The organism is Maribacter spongiicola (assembly GCF_052119685.1).
GTDB classification, from domain to species: domain Bacteria; phylum Bacteroidota; class Bacteroidia; order Flavobacteriales; family Flavobacteriaceae; genus Maribacter; species Maribacter spongiicola_A.
Genome location: NZ_JBGQOO010000003.1, coordinates 330,990 through 347,101 on the forward strand (window position 1 = coordinate 330,990; position 16,112 = coordinate 347,101).

The following is a 16,112-nucleotide window of genomic DNA, read 5'->3' on the forward strand; positions in this document are numbered from 1 at the left end:
TCATCAGTTTTGATGATGGGCCAAGGTAATAATGATGTAACTTTTGAAATGAAACTGAGCAAACCTAAGCTTGGTCTTAATGAAAGGTTGCGCGTAGATTTTATTATGAACCGAGATGGGGATAATTTTAATCCGCCAGATTTCAACGGATTTAAAGTTGTAATGGGACCTTCTCAATCTATTAGCTCCTCTTGGATTAACGGAGTTAGAAGTTACTCGAAATCTTACTCATATACTTTAGCGCCCTCAGCAAGAGGCAAATACACCATTAAGCAAGCATCTATTGTAATTGGCGGTGAAACCTATAAATCATTAGCACAAGATGTCGAAGTAACAGCTGCTGTCGATAAGCCGAGCGACCAAATGACCGCTGATGATGTTGCTGATGAAAACTTACATTTAGTTGCCGAGATTTCAAAAACGAATCCGTATTTGAATGAAGCCATTACGGTCATTTATAAGCTATATGTTAGTCCGAATATTAGCGTATCGAACTATCAACCATTAGACAACCCTACCTATAATAATTTCTGGAGTCAAGATATTAAAGTAAATGCACTTAGTGCTCAAAATGGCACGTATAAAGGCAAGCCTTATCGTTACGTCATCTTAAAACGCGTTGTTCTTTATCCGCAAAAATCTGGCGAACTAGACATTGAACCCTTATCTCTCGATGTTACTGTAGATGTACCTTCGGGCAGAAGAGATTTCTTTGGTCAGAGAATGTATGCCCAAACGAACAAAACAGTTTCTGCAGGTAGTAGAACTATAAATGTAAAACCATTACCGCTAACAAACCAACCTGCCAATTTCAATGGTGCCGTTGGTGAATTTGATTTTGCGGTTTCTACCAGCAAAAAAAGTTTAAATGCATCAGAATCTTTGCAGGCAACAATAGAAGTAAGTGGTAAAGGAAATTTAAAACTATTTAAGCTTCCAGAATTGGAGTTGCCAAGTGCCTTAGAAGTATATGAGCCTGAGTTTACAGAAGGTGTAAGAACTACGCTTGCAGGTATGCAAGGTAAAGTGAGCAATCAATATACTATAGTGCCATCGTTTAGAGGAAAATATCCTATTGCTCCCTTAAGTTTTAGTTATTTTAATCCTTCTACAGGAAAATACACTACACTAACATCAGATGAAATTGTAATTAATGTTCTAGAAGGTCCGTTAAGTGCATCGTCTAATTCTGAGATGTCTTCAAATAGCAACAAACAATCTGTAGTCAGTAGCGGAAATGAATTTAATTTCTTAAAACTAGATTCTAATCTATCAGATAAATCTGTTTCATACTTTTTCGGCTCTACCTCATTTTACTTGTGGTTATTATGCCCTCTTCTACTTATTCCCTTAGCTATTCTATTTAGAAAGAAAAGGGATGCTATTGCAGGTGACGTTGTAGGTAATAAAATTAGAAAAGCAAACAAATTGGCACGTAAATATTTGTCTGCAGCGAGAAAGCAACTGGGTAATAAAGAAGCTTTTTATGTCGCCCTTGAGCGAGCGCTACATAACTATTTAAAAGCGAAATTGAAGATAGAGACCTCTGAGTTCAGTAAAGACAAAATTACAGAGCTACTTTCTCAAAAACAGATAGATGACGAAACAGTAAATAGTTTTATATCTCTTCTTAAAAATTGCGAAGCAGCTCGCTACAGTCCGTTCTCTAACGTACAAATGCAAGCCGATTATGACAAGGCAAGCGAGGTAATTTCTATAATGGATAAACAATTATAAGTATGTTCAAAAAGCTAGCTACTCTTATTAGTCTTTTTACGGTTCTCTTATGTACCGCTCAGAACAACAAATTGTTTGAGCAGGCTACCGAAGCTTACAATGCAGGTAATTATGACCAGGCAGTTGATTATTACAATGATATTCTTAGTAGTGGCGAGCACTCGGCCGCTGTTTACTTTAACCTAGGCAACTCTTATTACAAGCTCAACAAAATAGCTGAGAGTATTTATTTTTATGAAAAAGCGCTATTACTCTCACCTAATGATCAAGAAACGAAAACCAACCTCAGCTATGCTCAAAATATGACCATAGACGCCATAGATACTATGCCAGAAACGAGCTTGTCTAAATTGTATAAAAATATAACCGGTAAATTAACCTTCGATCAATGGGCATATGTGGCTATAGGTTTTATGATGCTATTTGTTCTTTTATATATTCTCTTTTATTACGCTGTATATTCCACTAGAAAAAGGTGGATGTTCATTGGTAGTTTACTTTCACTTTTCTTATGTATAATTGCTGTTGTTTTTGCATTTATACAACGAAGCGATTTTGATGAATACCAACCTGCAATACTATTTGCTGAAGAAAGCAATGTTAAATCTGAACCTAATGACACTAGTGCAGCGGTATTTACTATTCACGCAGGCACCAAAGTAAATGTGTTGGACCAATTAGACGATTGGAAAAAAATTAAACTTGCAGATGGCAAAATAGGATGGCTACCAACTACAGATTTAAAACTGATAAAAGATTTTTAGAAAATAGTTAACAGTTTTTAACTATTTCAACACTATCTTTAAAATCGATGTTTATTATATGACAATTTTTGCTCGCATTACATTATTACTATTATGGCTATTTGCAGTTACTGCACCTAGCATAATAACCCTATGCGATATTGATAACCCAATTGTTATAACTAACCTTAACGAAGAAGAGCAAGAGTCGGGTAAAAAATCTATGGGTGAAGAAAAGTTTTTCAAAGAAAATTCTTTAGATTTTTCAACCATTGCCATTTTCGAAAGTTCAATTATCAGCAACTTTAATCAAATAGGTTACTTAGATCTATCTCAAGAGGTTTTCTCTCCACCACCCGACAAGACTAGTTAATTTTTATCACTTTTTTTCAATTGACTAATCTGTCCTAAAAATAACTTTAGGGCACAATTTTATTTTATACATGTTTAAATTTATCAAAAGCGATATTCCAGCCAGTATCGTAGTATTTTTCGTTGCTCTACCTTTATGTTTAGGTATTGCTTTAGCAAGTGGAGCCCCATTATTTTCTGGAGTAATTGCCGGTATTATAGGTGGTGTCTTGGTTGGTGGTCTTAGTGGTTCTAAAATCGGAGTTAGTGGCCCTGCTGCAGGTTTAGCAGCAATTGTATTAACGGCAATCGGTGCCTTAGGTGGTTATGAGAATTTCTTGGTTGCCGTTGTATTGGGTGGCGTTATTCAAATTGTATTCGGAATCTTAAAAGCGGGAGTAATAGGTTATTATTTTCCTTCTTCCGTAATTAAAGGTATGCTTACCGGTATTGGTATTATCATTATTCTTAAACAGATTCCTCACTTTTTTGGTTACGATTCTGATCCCGAAGGTGATTGGGCATTTTTTCAAGTAGATGGCGAAAATACGTTTTCTGAGATTCTTAATACTGTAAACAATATAAGCCCTGGGGCTACCTTAATTGCAATAATTGGTCTGTCAATACTTTTACTTTGGGATAAAGTTCTTTCTAAGAAAGGAAAAGTGTTTCAGATAATACAAGGTCCATTAGTAGCTGTTGCCATTGGTATCATATTTTATGTTTTTACACAAGATAGTGGGGCTTTGGCAATCTCTAAAGATCACTTAGTAAGTGTACCGGTACCAGACGATTTTTCCTCTTTCGTTGGTCAGTTCAGCTTTCCTAATTTTAGTGCCATAACTAATCCTCAAGTTTGGATTACAGCCTTTACCATTGCACTAGTTGCCAGTTTAGAAACTTTACTTTGCGTTGAAGCGACAGATAAGTTAGATCCGCACAAAAATGTGACTCCAACAAACAGAGAATTATTGGCGCAAGGTGCAGGTAACATCGTTTCTGGTCTTATTGGTGGCTTACCTATTACCCAAGTAATCGTTCGTAGTTCAGCAAACATTCAATCTGGTGGTAGAACAAAGTTATCTGCGATAATTCACGGATTTCTATTATTGATTTCTGTGATCATGATTCCGACGTTATTAAATATGATTCCTTTATCGGTTTTAGCTGCCATCCTATTTATTGTAGGTTACAAATTAGCAAAACCAGCCTTGTTCATGAAAATGTATAAGTTAGGATGGAAACAATCTATACCATTCTTTGTTACTGTTTTAGGTATTGTATTTACGGATCTATTGATAGGAATTAGTTTGGGGCTTGCCGTAGGTATCGTAGTTATTTTATTGAAAAGCTACCAAAACTCTCACTTTCTTCATATCGAAGATAATAGCAATGGTAAGCATAGAATAAAAATGACTTTGGCAGAAGAAGTTACCTTTTTCAACAAAGGTGCTATTCTAAAAGAGCTTGATAGTTTACCTCATGATACTTACTTAGAGCTAGATGTCTTAAAAACTAGATATTTAGATTATGATATTGTGGAGATTCTAGAAGACTTTAGTCTAAAGGCCAAGGAGAGAAATATTGATATTCAACTCATTTCTAAACGTGGTATAGTAGAAAATCCGCCTAGTTATATTGAATTCTTTGAGGAAAGACCTAAGTCGAAAATAAGCTTAAGCTAACCGATTGAAGTTGTTTTCAATCAACTAAAAAAAAGACATGCGTAAAAAATATAAAATAGCGGTTTTCTCAGACATGAAAGAGTCGTTAGGAAACACGCTTAAAAGTACGCTTAACCTAGCTAAGATGCTTAATGGAGAAATAGCCATATTTCATGTTAAAAAAGGCACAGAAGTTGTAACTGAAGCTAGCCAACTTTCAGCTATTCGATCTTTAAATAGTGAATTTATTACTATGGATAATGATATAAAGTCAATCGTTAACTCATATTCAAAAGATTTTGGCGTTACTATGTCCTATTCATGTGCCATCGGTAATTTAAAGAATGAGATAGCCGCTTATATTGAAAAAGAGAAACCCGATTTTATCGTACTAAGTAAAAAGAAGTCAAACTTTTTCAACATTCTTGGTGACAAACTCATACCATTTGTATTGAAGATACATAAAGGACCTATTTTTTTAACCGATGAGATAAATGTATTAGGCTTTGGCAATGATTTATCTTTAGGAGTCTAAAGCAATACAAAAGAAACTTTAATAGCTGATCTGACCGAAGATTTACTTCTTCATTCGCAAAAACCTTTAAAATCATTTAAGATTTTAAAGAATATGAATACCATAACTAAACCCTTAGCATCTCAACAAAAAAAAGAGGTTGAGTTTATATTTGAGAACAATTCTAATTCCATGAAGAACCTTTCAAATTATATAACTAAAAACAAAATAAACCTGTTGTGCGTAAACAGGTTTGAAAACAAGAAAAAGAAAGATAGTTCAGCACTTTCGATGCCAGCGAATATTAGTGACATGGTCAATAATATTAATGTTCCATTATTACTAATGGGACAAAATAATTATACAGTATAATAAATAAAAATATATGAAAGCACATACAAGAGAAACCCAAGCAACGATGACCCCAAAGAAATCATTAGATTTCTTAAAGGAGGGAAATCAAAGATTTCAAAATAATTTAAAAGCGAATCGTAACCTTTTAGAACAAGTTAATGACACTAGTGAAGGTCAATTCCCATTTGCTACCATATTAAGCTGCATAGATTCTAGAGTTTCTGCAGAGCTAGTATTCGATCAAGGGTTGGGAGATATATTTAGTGTAAGAATAGCAGGTAATTTTGTCAACGAAGATATTCTTGGCAGTATGGAATTTGGTTGTAAACTTGCGGGTACAAAATTAATTGTCGTTTTAGGGCATACCAGTTGTGGCGCCATAAAAGGTGCTTGTGATCATGCACGACTAGGTAATTTAACTGCTTTAATCAACAAAATAGAACCTGCAGTAGATGCTGTAAAAGAGCCCACAGATGAAAGTTTAAGAAATTCTAAAAACTTAGACTTCGTAGATCGGGTAGCGGCTAAAAATGTTGAATTGACTATCGAAAATATTAGAAAGCACAGCCCGGTTTTAGCTGAAATGGAAAAAAACGACGAAGTCCTTATAGTTGGTGCAATGTATGATATTGCCACAGGTGAAGTAGATTTCTACAATTAGAAATTAATAAAAAAAATAGTGACTATAAAGCCGATGTTTTTCATCGGTTTTAAAATACCATTAAATCAATCAATTATTCGCAGCCAACGAAGAATTTTTTAATTAAACTCGAGTAATATCACCTTAAAATAACGTGATATTTTCTCATTAAAATTGATTATTTTAAGAGTATGAAGAATCTATTTTCAAATTTCAAAGGAGATTTATTTGGCGGTATAACAGCGGGTATTGTAGCACTACCTTTGGCACTTGCTTTTGGAGTTAGCTCAGGAATGGGCCCCAGCGCCGGATTATATGGTGCAATATTTATTAGTTTCTTCGCCGCACTTTTTGGCGGAACAAACACACAGATTTCTGGTCCGACCGCACCAATGACCGCCGTAAGTATGGTCGTTATTGCAGGTATCGTTGCCATGAATGACGGAAATCTAGAAAAAGCTTTACCTGCTATTTTAATTGTTTTTCTATTAGCTGGTTTAATGCAAATTGGGCTAGGTTTAATAGGGTTAGGTAAATATATAAGATACATTCCCTACCCCGTAGTATCTGGCTTTATGACCGCCATCGGTGTTATTATTCTTGTAACGCAAATTTTACCGGCAATTGGTTATTACCCTAAAGAAGATGCCGAGTTCGTAAATAAATACAAACCAATGGCCGAAGAGATAATTTTAGATAATATCTTGAAAGAAGAGGCTGGCGAAGGTATTTTGGTGCTTGAAAATTTTAAGGAAACCATTGCTCGAGCAGAAAGTATTACAGAAGCAGATATGCTTAAAGAAGCTCAAACATTGGCAAAATCAGAAGCATCTGGTGTTATTGGCGCTATAAAAGTTTTGCCAAGGGCATTAAAAAATATTAACTGGCTAGAATTAATTCTTTCTCTAGCAACCATTATAATAATTTATGGTTTTAAAAAAATAACTACTAATATACCTAGTGCCTTGGTTGCATTGATCGCTGTTTCAGGGGTAGCCTATGGTTTCGGGCTAGACTATAGACCTATAGAACAAATACCTAGCGGTTTTCCAATGCCTAATTTTGGTATTTTTACCGAGTTTGAATTAGGCTCAATAACACCTTATATATTTACAGCATTGACCCTAGCCCTTCTAGGCGCCATCGATTCGCTATTGACCTCTGTTGTTGCCGATAACATGACAAAAACAAAGCATCAGCCAAACAAAGAATTGGTCGGGCAAGGTATCGGTAATAGCATTGCCGCAATATTTGGCGGTATACCTGGCGCGGGTGCAACTATTCGAACAGTAGTAAATATAAATGCCGGGGGCAAAACTAAATTGTCTGGTATGGTTGCTGGTGTGCTATTACTAATTATTCTTTTAGCTCTTGGCCCAGTAGCTTCTCAAATACCTGCTGCAGTTTTAGCTGGTATTTTAGTTACGGTAGGTATTGGTGTTATGGACTATAAAGGTCTAAAAGCAATACCGAGTTTACCTAAAGATTTGAGCTTAGGCCCGTTTAAATTTAGCTCAGAGGTTGTTATCATGCTGGTTGTTCTCGTACTTTCTTCTGTTTGGAACTTGGTATATGCCGTTGGTGTTGGTCTAATAATCGCTTCGCTAATGTTCATGAAAAAAATGGGCGATTTAACCGCAGAACGATCGGATGTGAAATCGTTGGAGAAAGAAGTGAATTGGCCAGATGAGGCTTCTTTTCCAAAAAGTCTGCAAGAAGAGGTATTTATAAAACACTTAAAAGGACCCCTGTTTTTTGGTTCTACAAGTGAATTTCAACAAATGGCCGATCAAATACCTAGAACTGCATCGACCGTAATTATTAGAATGGGGAGAATGCAGTATATGGACCAATCTGGTTTGTATACTCTTGAAGATGTGCTTATAAGTCTTAGAAAATCGGGCATCAGTATACTTTTTGTTGATGTATTAAAACAACCACGTTACATGATGGAGCGGGTTGGACTAATACCGGATCTAATTCCTGAAGAGCATATTTTTGCTTCGTTTGATGAGTGCTTAATTTGGGTAAAGTCTAATGTTAAAGACAGATTCCGTGATAGCTAACACATCAAATGCAACAAAAACATATCATACCTCTTTTAAAAGTTTTAAATTTGCGGCTTTAATCAACATTCATGATTGATAAGATAAAAGAACAAATCTCTGAAGTAGCATCGTTCACGGCTGACAATATGGAAGCTGTTGAAACGTTTCGAATTAAATTTTTAGGTAAAAAGGGCATTCTAAATGATTTCTTTGCGGAGTTCAAGAATGTACCTAATGACCAGAAAAAAGAGTTCGGACAAACAATTAACGAACTGAAACAAGCTGCGACAGAAAAAGTAGAATCTTTAAAAGAGGTTTTAGAAAATAACACTATTGACGAACAGGTGTATGGCGATTTAACCAGACCTGGCTATCCTTTAGAACTAGGATCACGTCATCCTATTTCTATAGTGAAAAATAAAATCATCGATATCTTTTCAAGAATCGGATTCAATGTTTCTGAAGGTCCAGAAATCGAAGATGACTGGCATAACTTTACTGCGTTGAACTTGCCAGAATATCATCCGGCGAGAGATATGCAAGATACTTTCTTTGTTCAAACTGATCCAGATATTCTTTTACGTACCCATACCTCATCGGTACAGGTGCGTTATATGGAAAATAACAAGCCACCTATTCGTACGATTTCTCCGGGTAGAGTCTATAGAAACGAAGCTATTTCGGCACGATCTCATTGCTTCTTTCACCAAGTAGAAGGTTTATATATCGATAAGGATGTTTCTTTTGCTGATTTAAAACAAACACTACAGTATTTTACTGCAGAGCTTTTTGGAAAGTCTAAAATTAGATTAAGACCTTCTTACTTTCCGTTTACAGAACCTAGTGCAGAAGTTGATGTGTACTGGGGACTAGAAACCGAATCTGACTACAAAATAACAAAAGGCACCGGTTGGTTAGAAATTGGAGGCTGTGGTATGGTAGATCCAAATGTGCTTACTAATTGTGGACTAGACCCTGAGGTGTATTCTGGCTTTGCTTTCGGCGTAGGTATCGATCGTATTGCTATGCTTCTTCACCAAATTACAGATATACGTTTATTGAGTGAAAACGATTTACGCTTTTTAGAACAATTTAAAAGCGCCCTTTAATAGTACTCTGTGAAAAAAGATATTGAAATACCGGTTGTTAAAGATGTACACATCGCCATTATTCGTGAATGGAACGAAGAATTCTTGGACAAAGACTGGAATGCCTATATCATAAATGATCGTAATACACCTATTGAATTGACCATGGTAGTATCCAAAGGTTATGATGGTGAACGCAAAACGTCAATAATGAGACACGCTATTGGTGATCTTGAATCTAAATCTTTTAAGAAAATTGAAGTTGTTCAAGAGGACCTACTCGCTTTGGACAATGAATTTTTTATGACTTTTTATGCAGATAACAAATTGTATGAGAAAAAGTTTGTATTCCCTAAAAATACGGTTACAGAAAATAACCTTATAACCATTCCTCTTATTGAAAAAGATGGCATTTTTGCATTTTAAATTTCTCCTTTTCTTTTATTAAATTACTTCAATTTAAAACTTTTTATAGCATTTAATTTAGAATAAGTGTTTTCTTACCAGAGCCCAATTCAGTTAAAAGTTATATTTATTCAATTAAATATCAACCACTTACTTTATAAATCTACCTAACAAATAGCATTTACAAACTTTAACATAAATTAAGTTCTTTTAGTTTGTTTATAACCGAACTAATCATACCTTTATTCCTTCAATTTGCGAATTATGGAAAAAGAAGAAAATAAACAAAGGTTAATAGAGGAGCTTGGAGTTCACTTTGAAGCCGAATATAATTTACCTCCATTAGCAGCAAGAATATTTGGAAATCTTGTGGTAACCGAAGAGGTTGGACTTACATTTGATGATTGTCTTACAAAAAGAGGAGCAAGTAAAAGCTCTATTTCAACATCACTAAATTTGTTGCTTCAGTTAGGTATGATTACCTATTTCACTAAATCTGGAGATAGAAGAAGGTATTTTAAAATATCGGATAAAAGTACCTTTTTCATTAAGAAACTTGAACAAGCACTTAAAAAAGCAGCAAAAGAATCTAAAATAATACAAACTGTTGCTGAATATGATCAAAAGTATAATCCTGAAAAGTATGCATCTAATAAGCCAAGAATAGAAGCTTATTTAGAATGTCTTAGTCAAAATGAAAAAACATACCAAGACACTATTGAAGCATTAAAAAAACTACTCTAAAAAAATTTAATCCTTTAGTTCGTTTTAAACCGAACATTCAGAATTAACAAAACCTTAACAAGTACAAACAACTATTTAATACATATAAACATCCGTCTAAAATGAGAAATTTATCAATTATAGGAATTTTAAGTGTGACTCTTCTTTTGAGTTCCTGCTTTGGGTCATCTGAAAAACCGGCACAAGGTCCGGCAGTACCCCCACCACCAAGTTTGAAAGTCGCTAAGCTAGAAAAGCAAGATTTAACTATATATAATGAATTCTCTACTACACTAGAGGGTAAGCAGAATGTAGAAATATGGCCAAAAGTATCTGGTTTCGTTCAAGAGGTATATGTTGAAGAAGGTCAAAAAATAAAAAAAGGTCAATTACTTTTTAAATTAGAAACCCAAACTCTAAATCAAGACGCCAATGCGGCTAAAGCTTCTGTTAACGTAGCACAGGTTGAAGTAGATAAATTGAAGCCGTTAGTAGAAAAAAATATAATTAGCCCTGTGCAATTAGAAACTGCAAAAGCACAACTTGCACAAGCACAGGCAAATTACCAAAGTGTAGCTTCTAACATTGGTTATTCACGTATCACTAGTCCTGTTGATGGGTATATTGGCGAGATTCCTTTTAAAATTGGTGCACTTGTTAGCTCTGCTATGACTAAACCATTAACCACAGTTTCTGATATTAGCGAGGTTCGTGCTTATTTTTCAATGAACGAGAAAGAGCTTTTAAAACTAAAAGAGTCTATGCCTAAGAACAACAACAATGAAATGGATATAGAGAAGGCGCCAGAAGTAACTTTGGTAATGATAAATGGTAAGGAATATGCCGAACCGGGTAAGATTGCGATGATAAATACTATTATTAATAGTACAACCGGTAGTGTAACAGCCAGAGCTGATTTTGACAACAAAAACAATTTATTAAGCAGTGGTAGTACAGGTAAAATTAAAATTCCAACTATTTATAGTGGTGCTTATGAAATACCACAAACTGCAACTATTGATCTTCAAGGTAAAAAACTGGTTTATGTTTTAAAAACTGATAATACGGTAACTACAATGCCATTGAATATCATTACCACTACACCACAAGGTTTTGTAGTAGAAACTGGAATTGAAGATGGAACTACTATTGTTATTGAAGGAGTTTCAAAATTAAGGGACGGAATGAGCATTAATCCGGTTAAGTAAGCATCCGCCAATAAACATAACATATAAATAAACAACAATGTTTCAAAGATTTATAGATCGTCCCGTACTTTCTACGGTGATTTCGATCATTATAGTTATTCTAGGTGTTTTAGGTTTAACGACCTTGCCTATAGAGGAATATCCAGAAATAGCGCCACCGACGGTGCAAGTAACAAGTACTTACACGGGGGCAAACGCAGAAACAGTACTTAAGAGTGTTGTAATTCCTTTAGAGGAACAGATCAATGGCGTTGAAGACATGTTATATATGACTTCTACTGCCAGTAATGATGGTGCTGCAACAATAAATGTATTTTTCAAATTAGGTACCAACGCAGATATTGCTGCCGTAAACGTTCAAAACAGAGTTGCAAGAGCAAATAGTGTTTTACCACAAGCGGTAGTACAGACTGGTGTTATTACCCAAAAATCTCAGACCAGTGCATTACTTTTCTTCTCATTATTTTCTGATAACGATGAGTACGATGCAACGTTTGTTGAGAACTATGCTAGAATTAATCTAGTACCTAAGCTTCAACGTATTGAGGGTGTAGGTAACGTAACTGTTTTCGGCGCCAAAGATTACTCGATGCGTATATGGTTAAATCCTGAGAAAATGGCTGCCTATAAATTAATGCCATCTGATATTCAAAACGCATTAAGAGAACAAAACCTTGAGGCAGCAACCGGTAAAATTGGTGAAAATGCTGACGGAGTGTATGAGTATGTATTAAAATATAAAGGTCGTCTTTCTGACGAAGCTGCATATGAGAACATTATTATTAGAGCTCAAGAAAATGGTCAGTTTTTACGTCTTAAAGATGTTGCCGAAGTTGAGCTAGGTGCATTTAATTATGGTACTAAAAACGAAGGTATGGGCAAGCCCGGCACCGCAGTTGGTATATTTCAAACATCTGGTTCTAATGCGAACGCCATTATTGACCAAATTCAGACAATTTTAGATGAGAGTAAACCAGATTTCCCTAAAGGTTTAGATTATGTAATTCCTTACAACACAAAAGATTTCTTAAGTGCCTCTATAGAACATGTGGTACAAACATTAATTGAAGCATTTTTACTGGTATTCTTAGTGGTATTTTTATTTCTACAAGATTTCAGATCCACATTAATACCTGCCATTGCCGTTCCGGTGGCTATTGTTGGTACGTTTTTCTTTCTCTCGTTATTTGGGTACTCCATTAACATGCTAACCCTATTCGCAATGATTCTCGCCATTGGTATTGTGGTCGATGATGCCATTGTGGTCGTCGAGGCGGTACATGCCAAAATGGAAGAGGGAGCTACTGATGCAAAGAAAGCAACTAAATCTGCCATGTCTGAAATATCTGGTGCTATTATTTCTATCACCTTGGTCATGTCTGCAGTATTTATTCCTGTATCATTTATTAGTGGATCGTCGGGTGTATTCTACCAACAGTTCGGTATCACACTGGCAATCGCAATTCTTATTTCTGCTGTAAACGCGTTGACATTGAGTCCGGCTTTGGCTGCTCTTTTGTTGAAGCCACATCACACATCCGAAGAAAAAAAGAAAGGTGTTGTAAAACGTTTTTTCTCTGCTTTTAATAATGGTTTTGATGCCGTTACCGATAAATATGTTGGTTCTGTAAAATTCTTAGCGAAAAGAAAATGGGTGACATGGGTATCTCTTGCTGTTTTTGCAGTAATCGCTTTCCTATTGTTTCAGTCGACACCTACAGGTTTTATTCCGAATGAAGATAAAGCTATTGTATTTGCCGATGTTACCATGCCACCTGGTACTACTTTAGAGCAGACACAGAAAACGGTAAAGCAATTAGACTCTATTTACCAATCTATGGATATCATTCAAGCTAGAATGAACATTACCGGATTTAGTATTTTAAATAGTGTAAATGGTGGTTCATATGCTTTCTCAGTACTTCGTCTTAAAGATTGGGGTGAAAGAGAAGGTGAAGGAGAATCTGTTCAAGAAGTAGTAGGAAGCTTATTCGCTAAAACAGCGGGATTAAAAGATGCTAAAATATTTTTCTTTACTCCGCCAAGTGTTCGTGGTTTCGGTAACTCTACCGGTTTTGAAATGAACTTGCAAAGTAAAGATGCTGATGATTGGCAAACCGTAAATAAAGTTACCAATGAGTTTTTAGCTGCTATTAATGCACGACCAGAGGTACAATACGCTATTACCAACTTCAACGCCAATTTCCCTCAATATGAGTTAGATGTAGATGTTGAAAAAACCAAAATGGCAGGCTTAGCGGTTACCGATGTTTTCAGCGCAATGCAAGGTTATTATGGTGGTCTCTATACTACCGATTTCAACAAGTTCGGTAAGCAATACCGTGTAATGATCCAAGCTAAACCTGAAGATAGAGCCGATGAAAATTCATTGAACCATATTTTCGTTACCAATGCAAATGGAGAATCGGTTGCCGTTTCTCAATTTGTATCGCTAAAGAAAATTTACGGTCCTGAGGTAGTGAGTAGATTTAACTTATTGAGCTCTGTGAAAATTAACGGGGCAATGAACCCTGGTTATTCTACAGGGGGTGCTATAAAGGCAATCGAAGAAGTAGCTGCCGAAGTTTTACCAAATAATTATACGTTTGAATATTCTGGTCTTACTAAAGAAGAAAACAGTGCGGGTAGCCAAACTATCATGATATTTATATTGAGTTTGGTATTCGTGTACTTCTTACTAAGTGCCCAGTATGAATCGTATATTTTACCATTAGCAATTTTACTTTCATTACCGGTAGGTATTGCAGGCGCTATTGGTTTTGTTAGTATGGCGGGACTTGAAAATAACATTTATTTCCAGATTGCATTGATCATGCTTATTGGTTTGCTTTCTAAAAATGCCATTCTTATTGTAGAGTTTGCATTGCAACGTAGAAAACATGGTATGTCTATTATTGACTCTGCCATAGATGGTGCAAAAGCAAGGCTTAGACCAATTTTAATGACCTCATTTGCCTTTATACTTGGTTTAATGCCGTTGGCACTATCATCTGGTATTGGTGCTGTAGGTAACCGTTCAATTGGTATGAGTGCTGTTGGCGGTATGTTAATAGGTACCATATTTGGTGTATTCGTTATACCGGCATTGTATGTTATTTTCCAAACTATTCAAGAGCGTATTACAGGTGCTCCACAACCTTCTATTGAAGAATAAAAGAACTAAAGAAATCATGAATAAAATAATATCGAATAAACTTTTACTGGTTGCCGTTCTGCCGCTTTTACTGCAGTCTTGTTTTACAGCAAAAACATACGAGCGACCAACTTTAGAGACCGAAAATTTATATAGAACTGATCAACTGCCGCAAGACAGTATATCTTTCGCTTCGGTTTCTTACCAAGATATTTTTACAGATTCTTATTTGAAGACATATATTCAAAAAGGATTAGAAAACAACCTTGACATTCGCATTGCGCTACAAAGCATTGCGGCTGCAGAGGCTTATGTTAAACAAGGAAAAGCTGGTTATTTACCAACTATAAGCGGTGCCGCAAGTGCAACTAGAACCGCCAGAACAAGTGAAAACGGACAGTTTGGTAGTTTTTTCACTCAGCCTTTTAATCAGTATGAAACCTCTGGCACAGCTTCTTGGGAAGCAGATATATGGGGTAAAATTAGAAGTACTAAACGTGCTAGCGATGCAAGTTACTTACAAACAGTAGCGGCACATAAAGCTGTAAAAACTAGTTTAGTGGCGCAAATTGCTACTACTTACTATCAGATTTTGGCTTTGGATAAGCAGATTTCAGTTACTGAAGAGACGATTGAAAACCGCTCTAAAAGTTTAGAAACGATTAATGCGCTAAAAGAGGCCGGACAAGCAAATCAGGTTGGTGTTGACCAAACTGCAGCACAATTATATAGTGCTCAAAGTCAATTATTAGACCTTAAAAATCTACTTTATCAAGCGGAAAATACCTTGAGCATTTTATTAAGTGAAGAACCACAAACTTACGAGCGCAGTTCATTAGATGAGCAGTCTTTAGCTAACGAAATGCAATTAGGTGTACCTGCTCTTTTACTTCGTAACAGACCTGATATTATGCAGGCGGAATATAGCTTAGTAAATAGTTTTGAATTAACGAACGTTGCTAGAAGTAATTTTTACCCATCTATAACTTTATCGGCACAAGGCGGATTTCAAAGTTTGGATCTTGATAATTGGATAGATTCTAGTTCAATATTCGCTAATCTTGTTGGTGGTTTAACACAGCCCATATTAAATGGTAGAAAAATTAGAACGGCTTATGAGGTTGCACAAATACAACAAGAACAGTCTTTACTAACTTTTAAAAAAGCTCTTTTAAGTGCCGGAAAAGAAGTTTCTGAAGCTTTATATGATTACAATATTTCTATTGAAAAAGAGGCATATATCTCTAAGCAAGTATCGGCATTAAAAAGAGCCGAAAGCAATTCTGAAGAATTGTTGAATAGTGGTTACCTAACCTATTTAGATTTGTTAACCGCAAGAGAGAATTCTTTAAATGCTGAGTTAAATTTAGTAAACAACAAATTCGCTCAATTATCAGCTACAGTTGAATTATACCGTTCTCTTGGCGGTGGATGGCAATAGATCTTTGATAAGAATATTATAAAAACAAGTGTGTAACATTAA

At 35.5% G+C, this 16,112-nt stretch carries 14 protein-coding genes; all 14 read left to right on the forward strand.

The window, feature by feature from the left end; all coding sequences use genetic code 11:
* Nucleotides 1-12 precede the first annotated feature (12 nt).
* The 14 genes from ACEN2N_RS07870 (at nucleotide 13) to ACEN2N_RS07935 (ending at nucleotide 16,070) form a co-directional block, all read left to right on the forward strand.
* Nucleotides 13-1,737 carry a BatD family protein gene (locus ACEN2N_RS07870; protein ID WP_441823849.1) on the forward strand — a complete coding sequence of 575 codons (1,725 nt, stop codon included), beginning with the start codon at nucleotides 13-15 and terminating at the stop codon, nucleotides 1,735-1,737.
* A 2-nt stretch (nucleotides 1,738-1,739) separates the two neighbouring features.
* Nucleotides 1,740-2,501 (forward strand): tetratricopeptide repeat protein, encoded by a 762-nt coding sequence (locus ACEN2N_RS07875; protein WP_441823811.1) that lies wholly within the window; start codon nucleotides 1,740-1,742, stop codon nucleotides 2,499-2,501.
* A 58-nt stretch (nucleotides 2,502-2,559) separates the two neighbouring features.
* A complete protein-coding gene (locus tag ACEN2N_RS07880; protein ID WP_441823812.1) occupies nucleotides 2,560-2,853 on the forward strand; it encodes a hypothetical protein in 294 nt (97 codons plus the stop codon).
* A gap of 70 nt (nucleotides 2,854-2,923) precedes the next feature.
* Nucleotides 2,924-4,516 (forward strand): SulP family inorganic anion transporter, encoded by a 1,593-nt coding sequence (locus ACEN2N_RS07885; RefSeq protein WP_441823813.1) that lies wholly within the window; start codon nucleotides 2,924-2,926, stop codon nucleotides 4,514-4,516.
* 37 nt (nucleotides 4,517-4,553) lie between these two features.
* Nucleotides 4,554-5,030: a hypothetical protein gene (locus tag ACEN2N_RS07890; protein WP_441823814.1), complete on the forward strand. Its 477-nt coding sequence runs from the start codon at nucleotides 4,554-4,556 to the stop codon at nucleotides 5,028-5,030.
* Between the two features lie 93 nt (nucleotides 5,031-5,123).
* Complete coding sequence (locus ACEN2N_RS07895) at nucleotides 5,124-5,381, forward strand: hypothetical protein (RefSeq protein WP_441823815.1); 258 nt, start codon at nucleotides 5,124-5,126, stop codon at nucleotides 5,379-5,381.
* Nucleotides 5,382-5,394: 13 nt separating this feature from the next.
* Entirely contained in the window at nucleotides 5,395-6,024 is a 630-nt protein-coding gene (locus tag ACEN2N_RS07900; RefSeq protein WP_424003423.1) for a carbonic anhydrase family protein, read from the forward strand.
* 170 nt (nucleotides 6,025-6,194) lie between these two features.
* Nucleotides 6,195-8,069 (forward strand): SulP family inorganic anion transporter, encoded by a 1,875-nt coding sequence (locus tag ACEN2N_RS07905; RefSeq protein ID WP_441823816.1) that lies wholly within the window; start codon nucleotides 6,195-6,197, stop codon nucleotides 8,067-8,069.
* Between the two features lie 71 nt (nucleotides 8,070-8,140).
* Nucleotides 8,141-9,160 (forward strand): phenylalanine--tRNA ligase subunit alpha, encoded by a 1,020-nt coding sequence (gene pheS / locus ACEN2N_RS07910; RefSeq protein ID WP_441823817.1) that lies wholly within the window; start codon nucleotides 8,141-8,143, stop codon nucleotides 9,158-9,160.
* A 9-nt stretch (nucleotides 9,161-9,169) separates the two neighbouring features.
* Nucleotides 9,170-9,565 (forward strand): hypothetical protein, encoded by a 396-nt coding sequence (locus tag ACEN2N_RS07915; RefSeq protein ID WP_441823818.1) that lies wholly within the window; start codon nucleotides 9,170-9,172, stop codon nucleotides 9,563-9,565.
* Between the two features lie 243 nt (nucleotides 9,566-9,808).
* Complete coding sequence (locus ACEN2N_RS07920) at nucleotides 9,809-10,288, forward strand: GbsR/MarR family transcriptional regulator (protein ID WP_441823819.1); 480 nt, start codon at nucleotides 9,809-9,811, stop codon at nucleotides 10,286-10,288.
* 101 nt (nucleotides 10,289-10,389) lie between these two features.
* On the forward strand, nucleotides 10,390-11,475 hold the full coding sequence (locus tag ACEN2N_RS07925; RefSeq protein WP_441823820.1) for an efflux RND transporter periplasmic adaptor subunit: 1,086 nt from the start codon (nucleotides 10,390-10,392) through the stop codon (nucleotides 11,473-11,475).
* Between the two features lie 37 nt (nucleotides 11,476-11,512).
* Complete coding sequence (locus ACEN2N_RS07930) at nucleotides 11,513-14,650, forward strand: efflux RND transporter permease subunit (protein ID WP_441823821.1); 3,138 nt, start codon at nucleotides 11,513-11,515, stop codon at nucleotides 14,648-14,650.
* A 16-nt stretch (nucleotides 14,651-14,666) separates the two neighbouring features.
* A complete protein-coding gene (locus ACEN2N_RS07935) occupies nucleotides 14,667-16,070 on the forward strand; it encodes a TolC family protein (protein WP_441823822.1) in 1,404 nt (467 codons plus the stop codon).
* Nucleotides 16,071-16,112: the final 42 nt, after the last annotated feature.

Bases quoted from the DNA above. Each gene is read 5' to 3' on its own strand.
- ACEN2N_RS07870 (WP_441823849.1), top strand. From the start codon at position 13: ATGATGGGCCAAGGTAATAATGATGTAACTTTTGAAATGAAACTGAGC.
- ACEN2N_RS07875 (WP_441823811.1), top strand. From the start codon at position 1,740: ATGTTCAAAAAGCTAGCTACTCTTATTAGTCTTTTTACGGTTCTCTTA.
- ACEN2N_RS07880 (WP_441823812.1), top strand. From the start codon at position 2,560: ATGACAATTTTTGCTCGCATTACATTATTACTATTATGGCTATTTGCA.
- ACEN2N_RS07885 (WP_441823813.1), top strand. From the start codon at position 2,924: ATGTTTAAATTTATCAAAAGCGATATTCCAGCCAGTATCGTAGTATTT.
- ACEN2N_RS07890 (WP_441823814.1), top strand. From the start codon at position 4,554: ATGCGTAAAAAATATAAAATAGCGGTTTTCTCAGACATGAAAGAGTCG.
- ACEN2N_RS07895 (WP_441823815.1), top strand. From the start codon at position 5,124: ATGAATACCATAACTAAACCCTTAGCATCTCAACAAAAAAAAGAGGTT.
- ACEN2N_RS07900 (WP_424003423.1), top strand. From the start codon at position 5,395: ATGAAAGCACATACAAGAGAAACCCAAGCAACGATGACCCCAAAGAAA.
- ACEN2N_RS07905 (WP_441823816.1), top strand. From the start codon at position 6,195: ATGAAGAATCTATTTTCAAATTTCAAAGGAGATTTATTTGGCGGTATA.
- pheS (WP_441823817.1), top strand. From the start codon at position 8,141: ATGATTGATAAGATAAAAGAACAAATCTCTGAAGTAGCATCGTTCACG.
- ACEN2N_RS07920 (WP_441823819.1), top strand. From the start codon at position 9,809: ATGGAAAAAGAAGAAAATAAACAAAGGTTAATAGAGGAGCTTGGAGTT.
- ACEN2N_RS07925 (WP_441823820.1), top strand. From the start codon at position 10,390: ATGAGAAATTTATCAATTATAGGAATTTTAAGTGTGACTCTTCTTTTG.
- ACEN2N_RS07930 (WP_441823821.1), top strand. From the start codon at position 11,513: ATGTTTCAAAGATTTATAGATCGTCCCGTACTTTCTACGGTGATTTCG.
- ACEN2N_RS07935 (WP_441823822.1), top strand. From the start codon at position 14,667: ATGAATAAAATAATATCGAATAAACTTTTACTGGTTGCCGTTCTGCCG.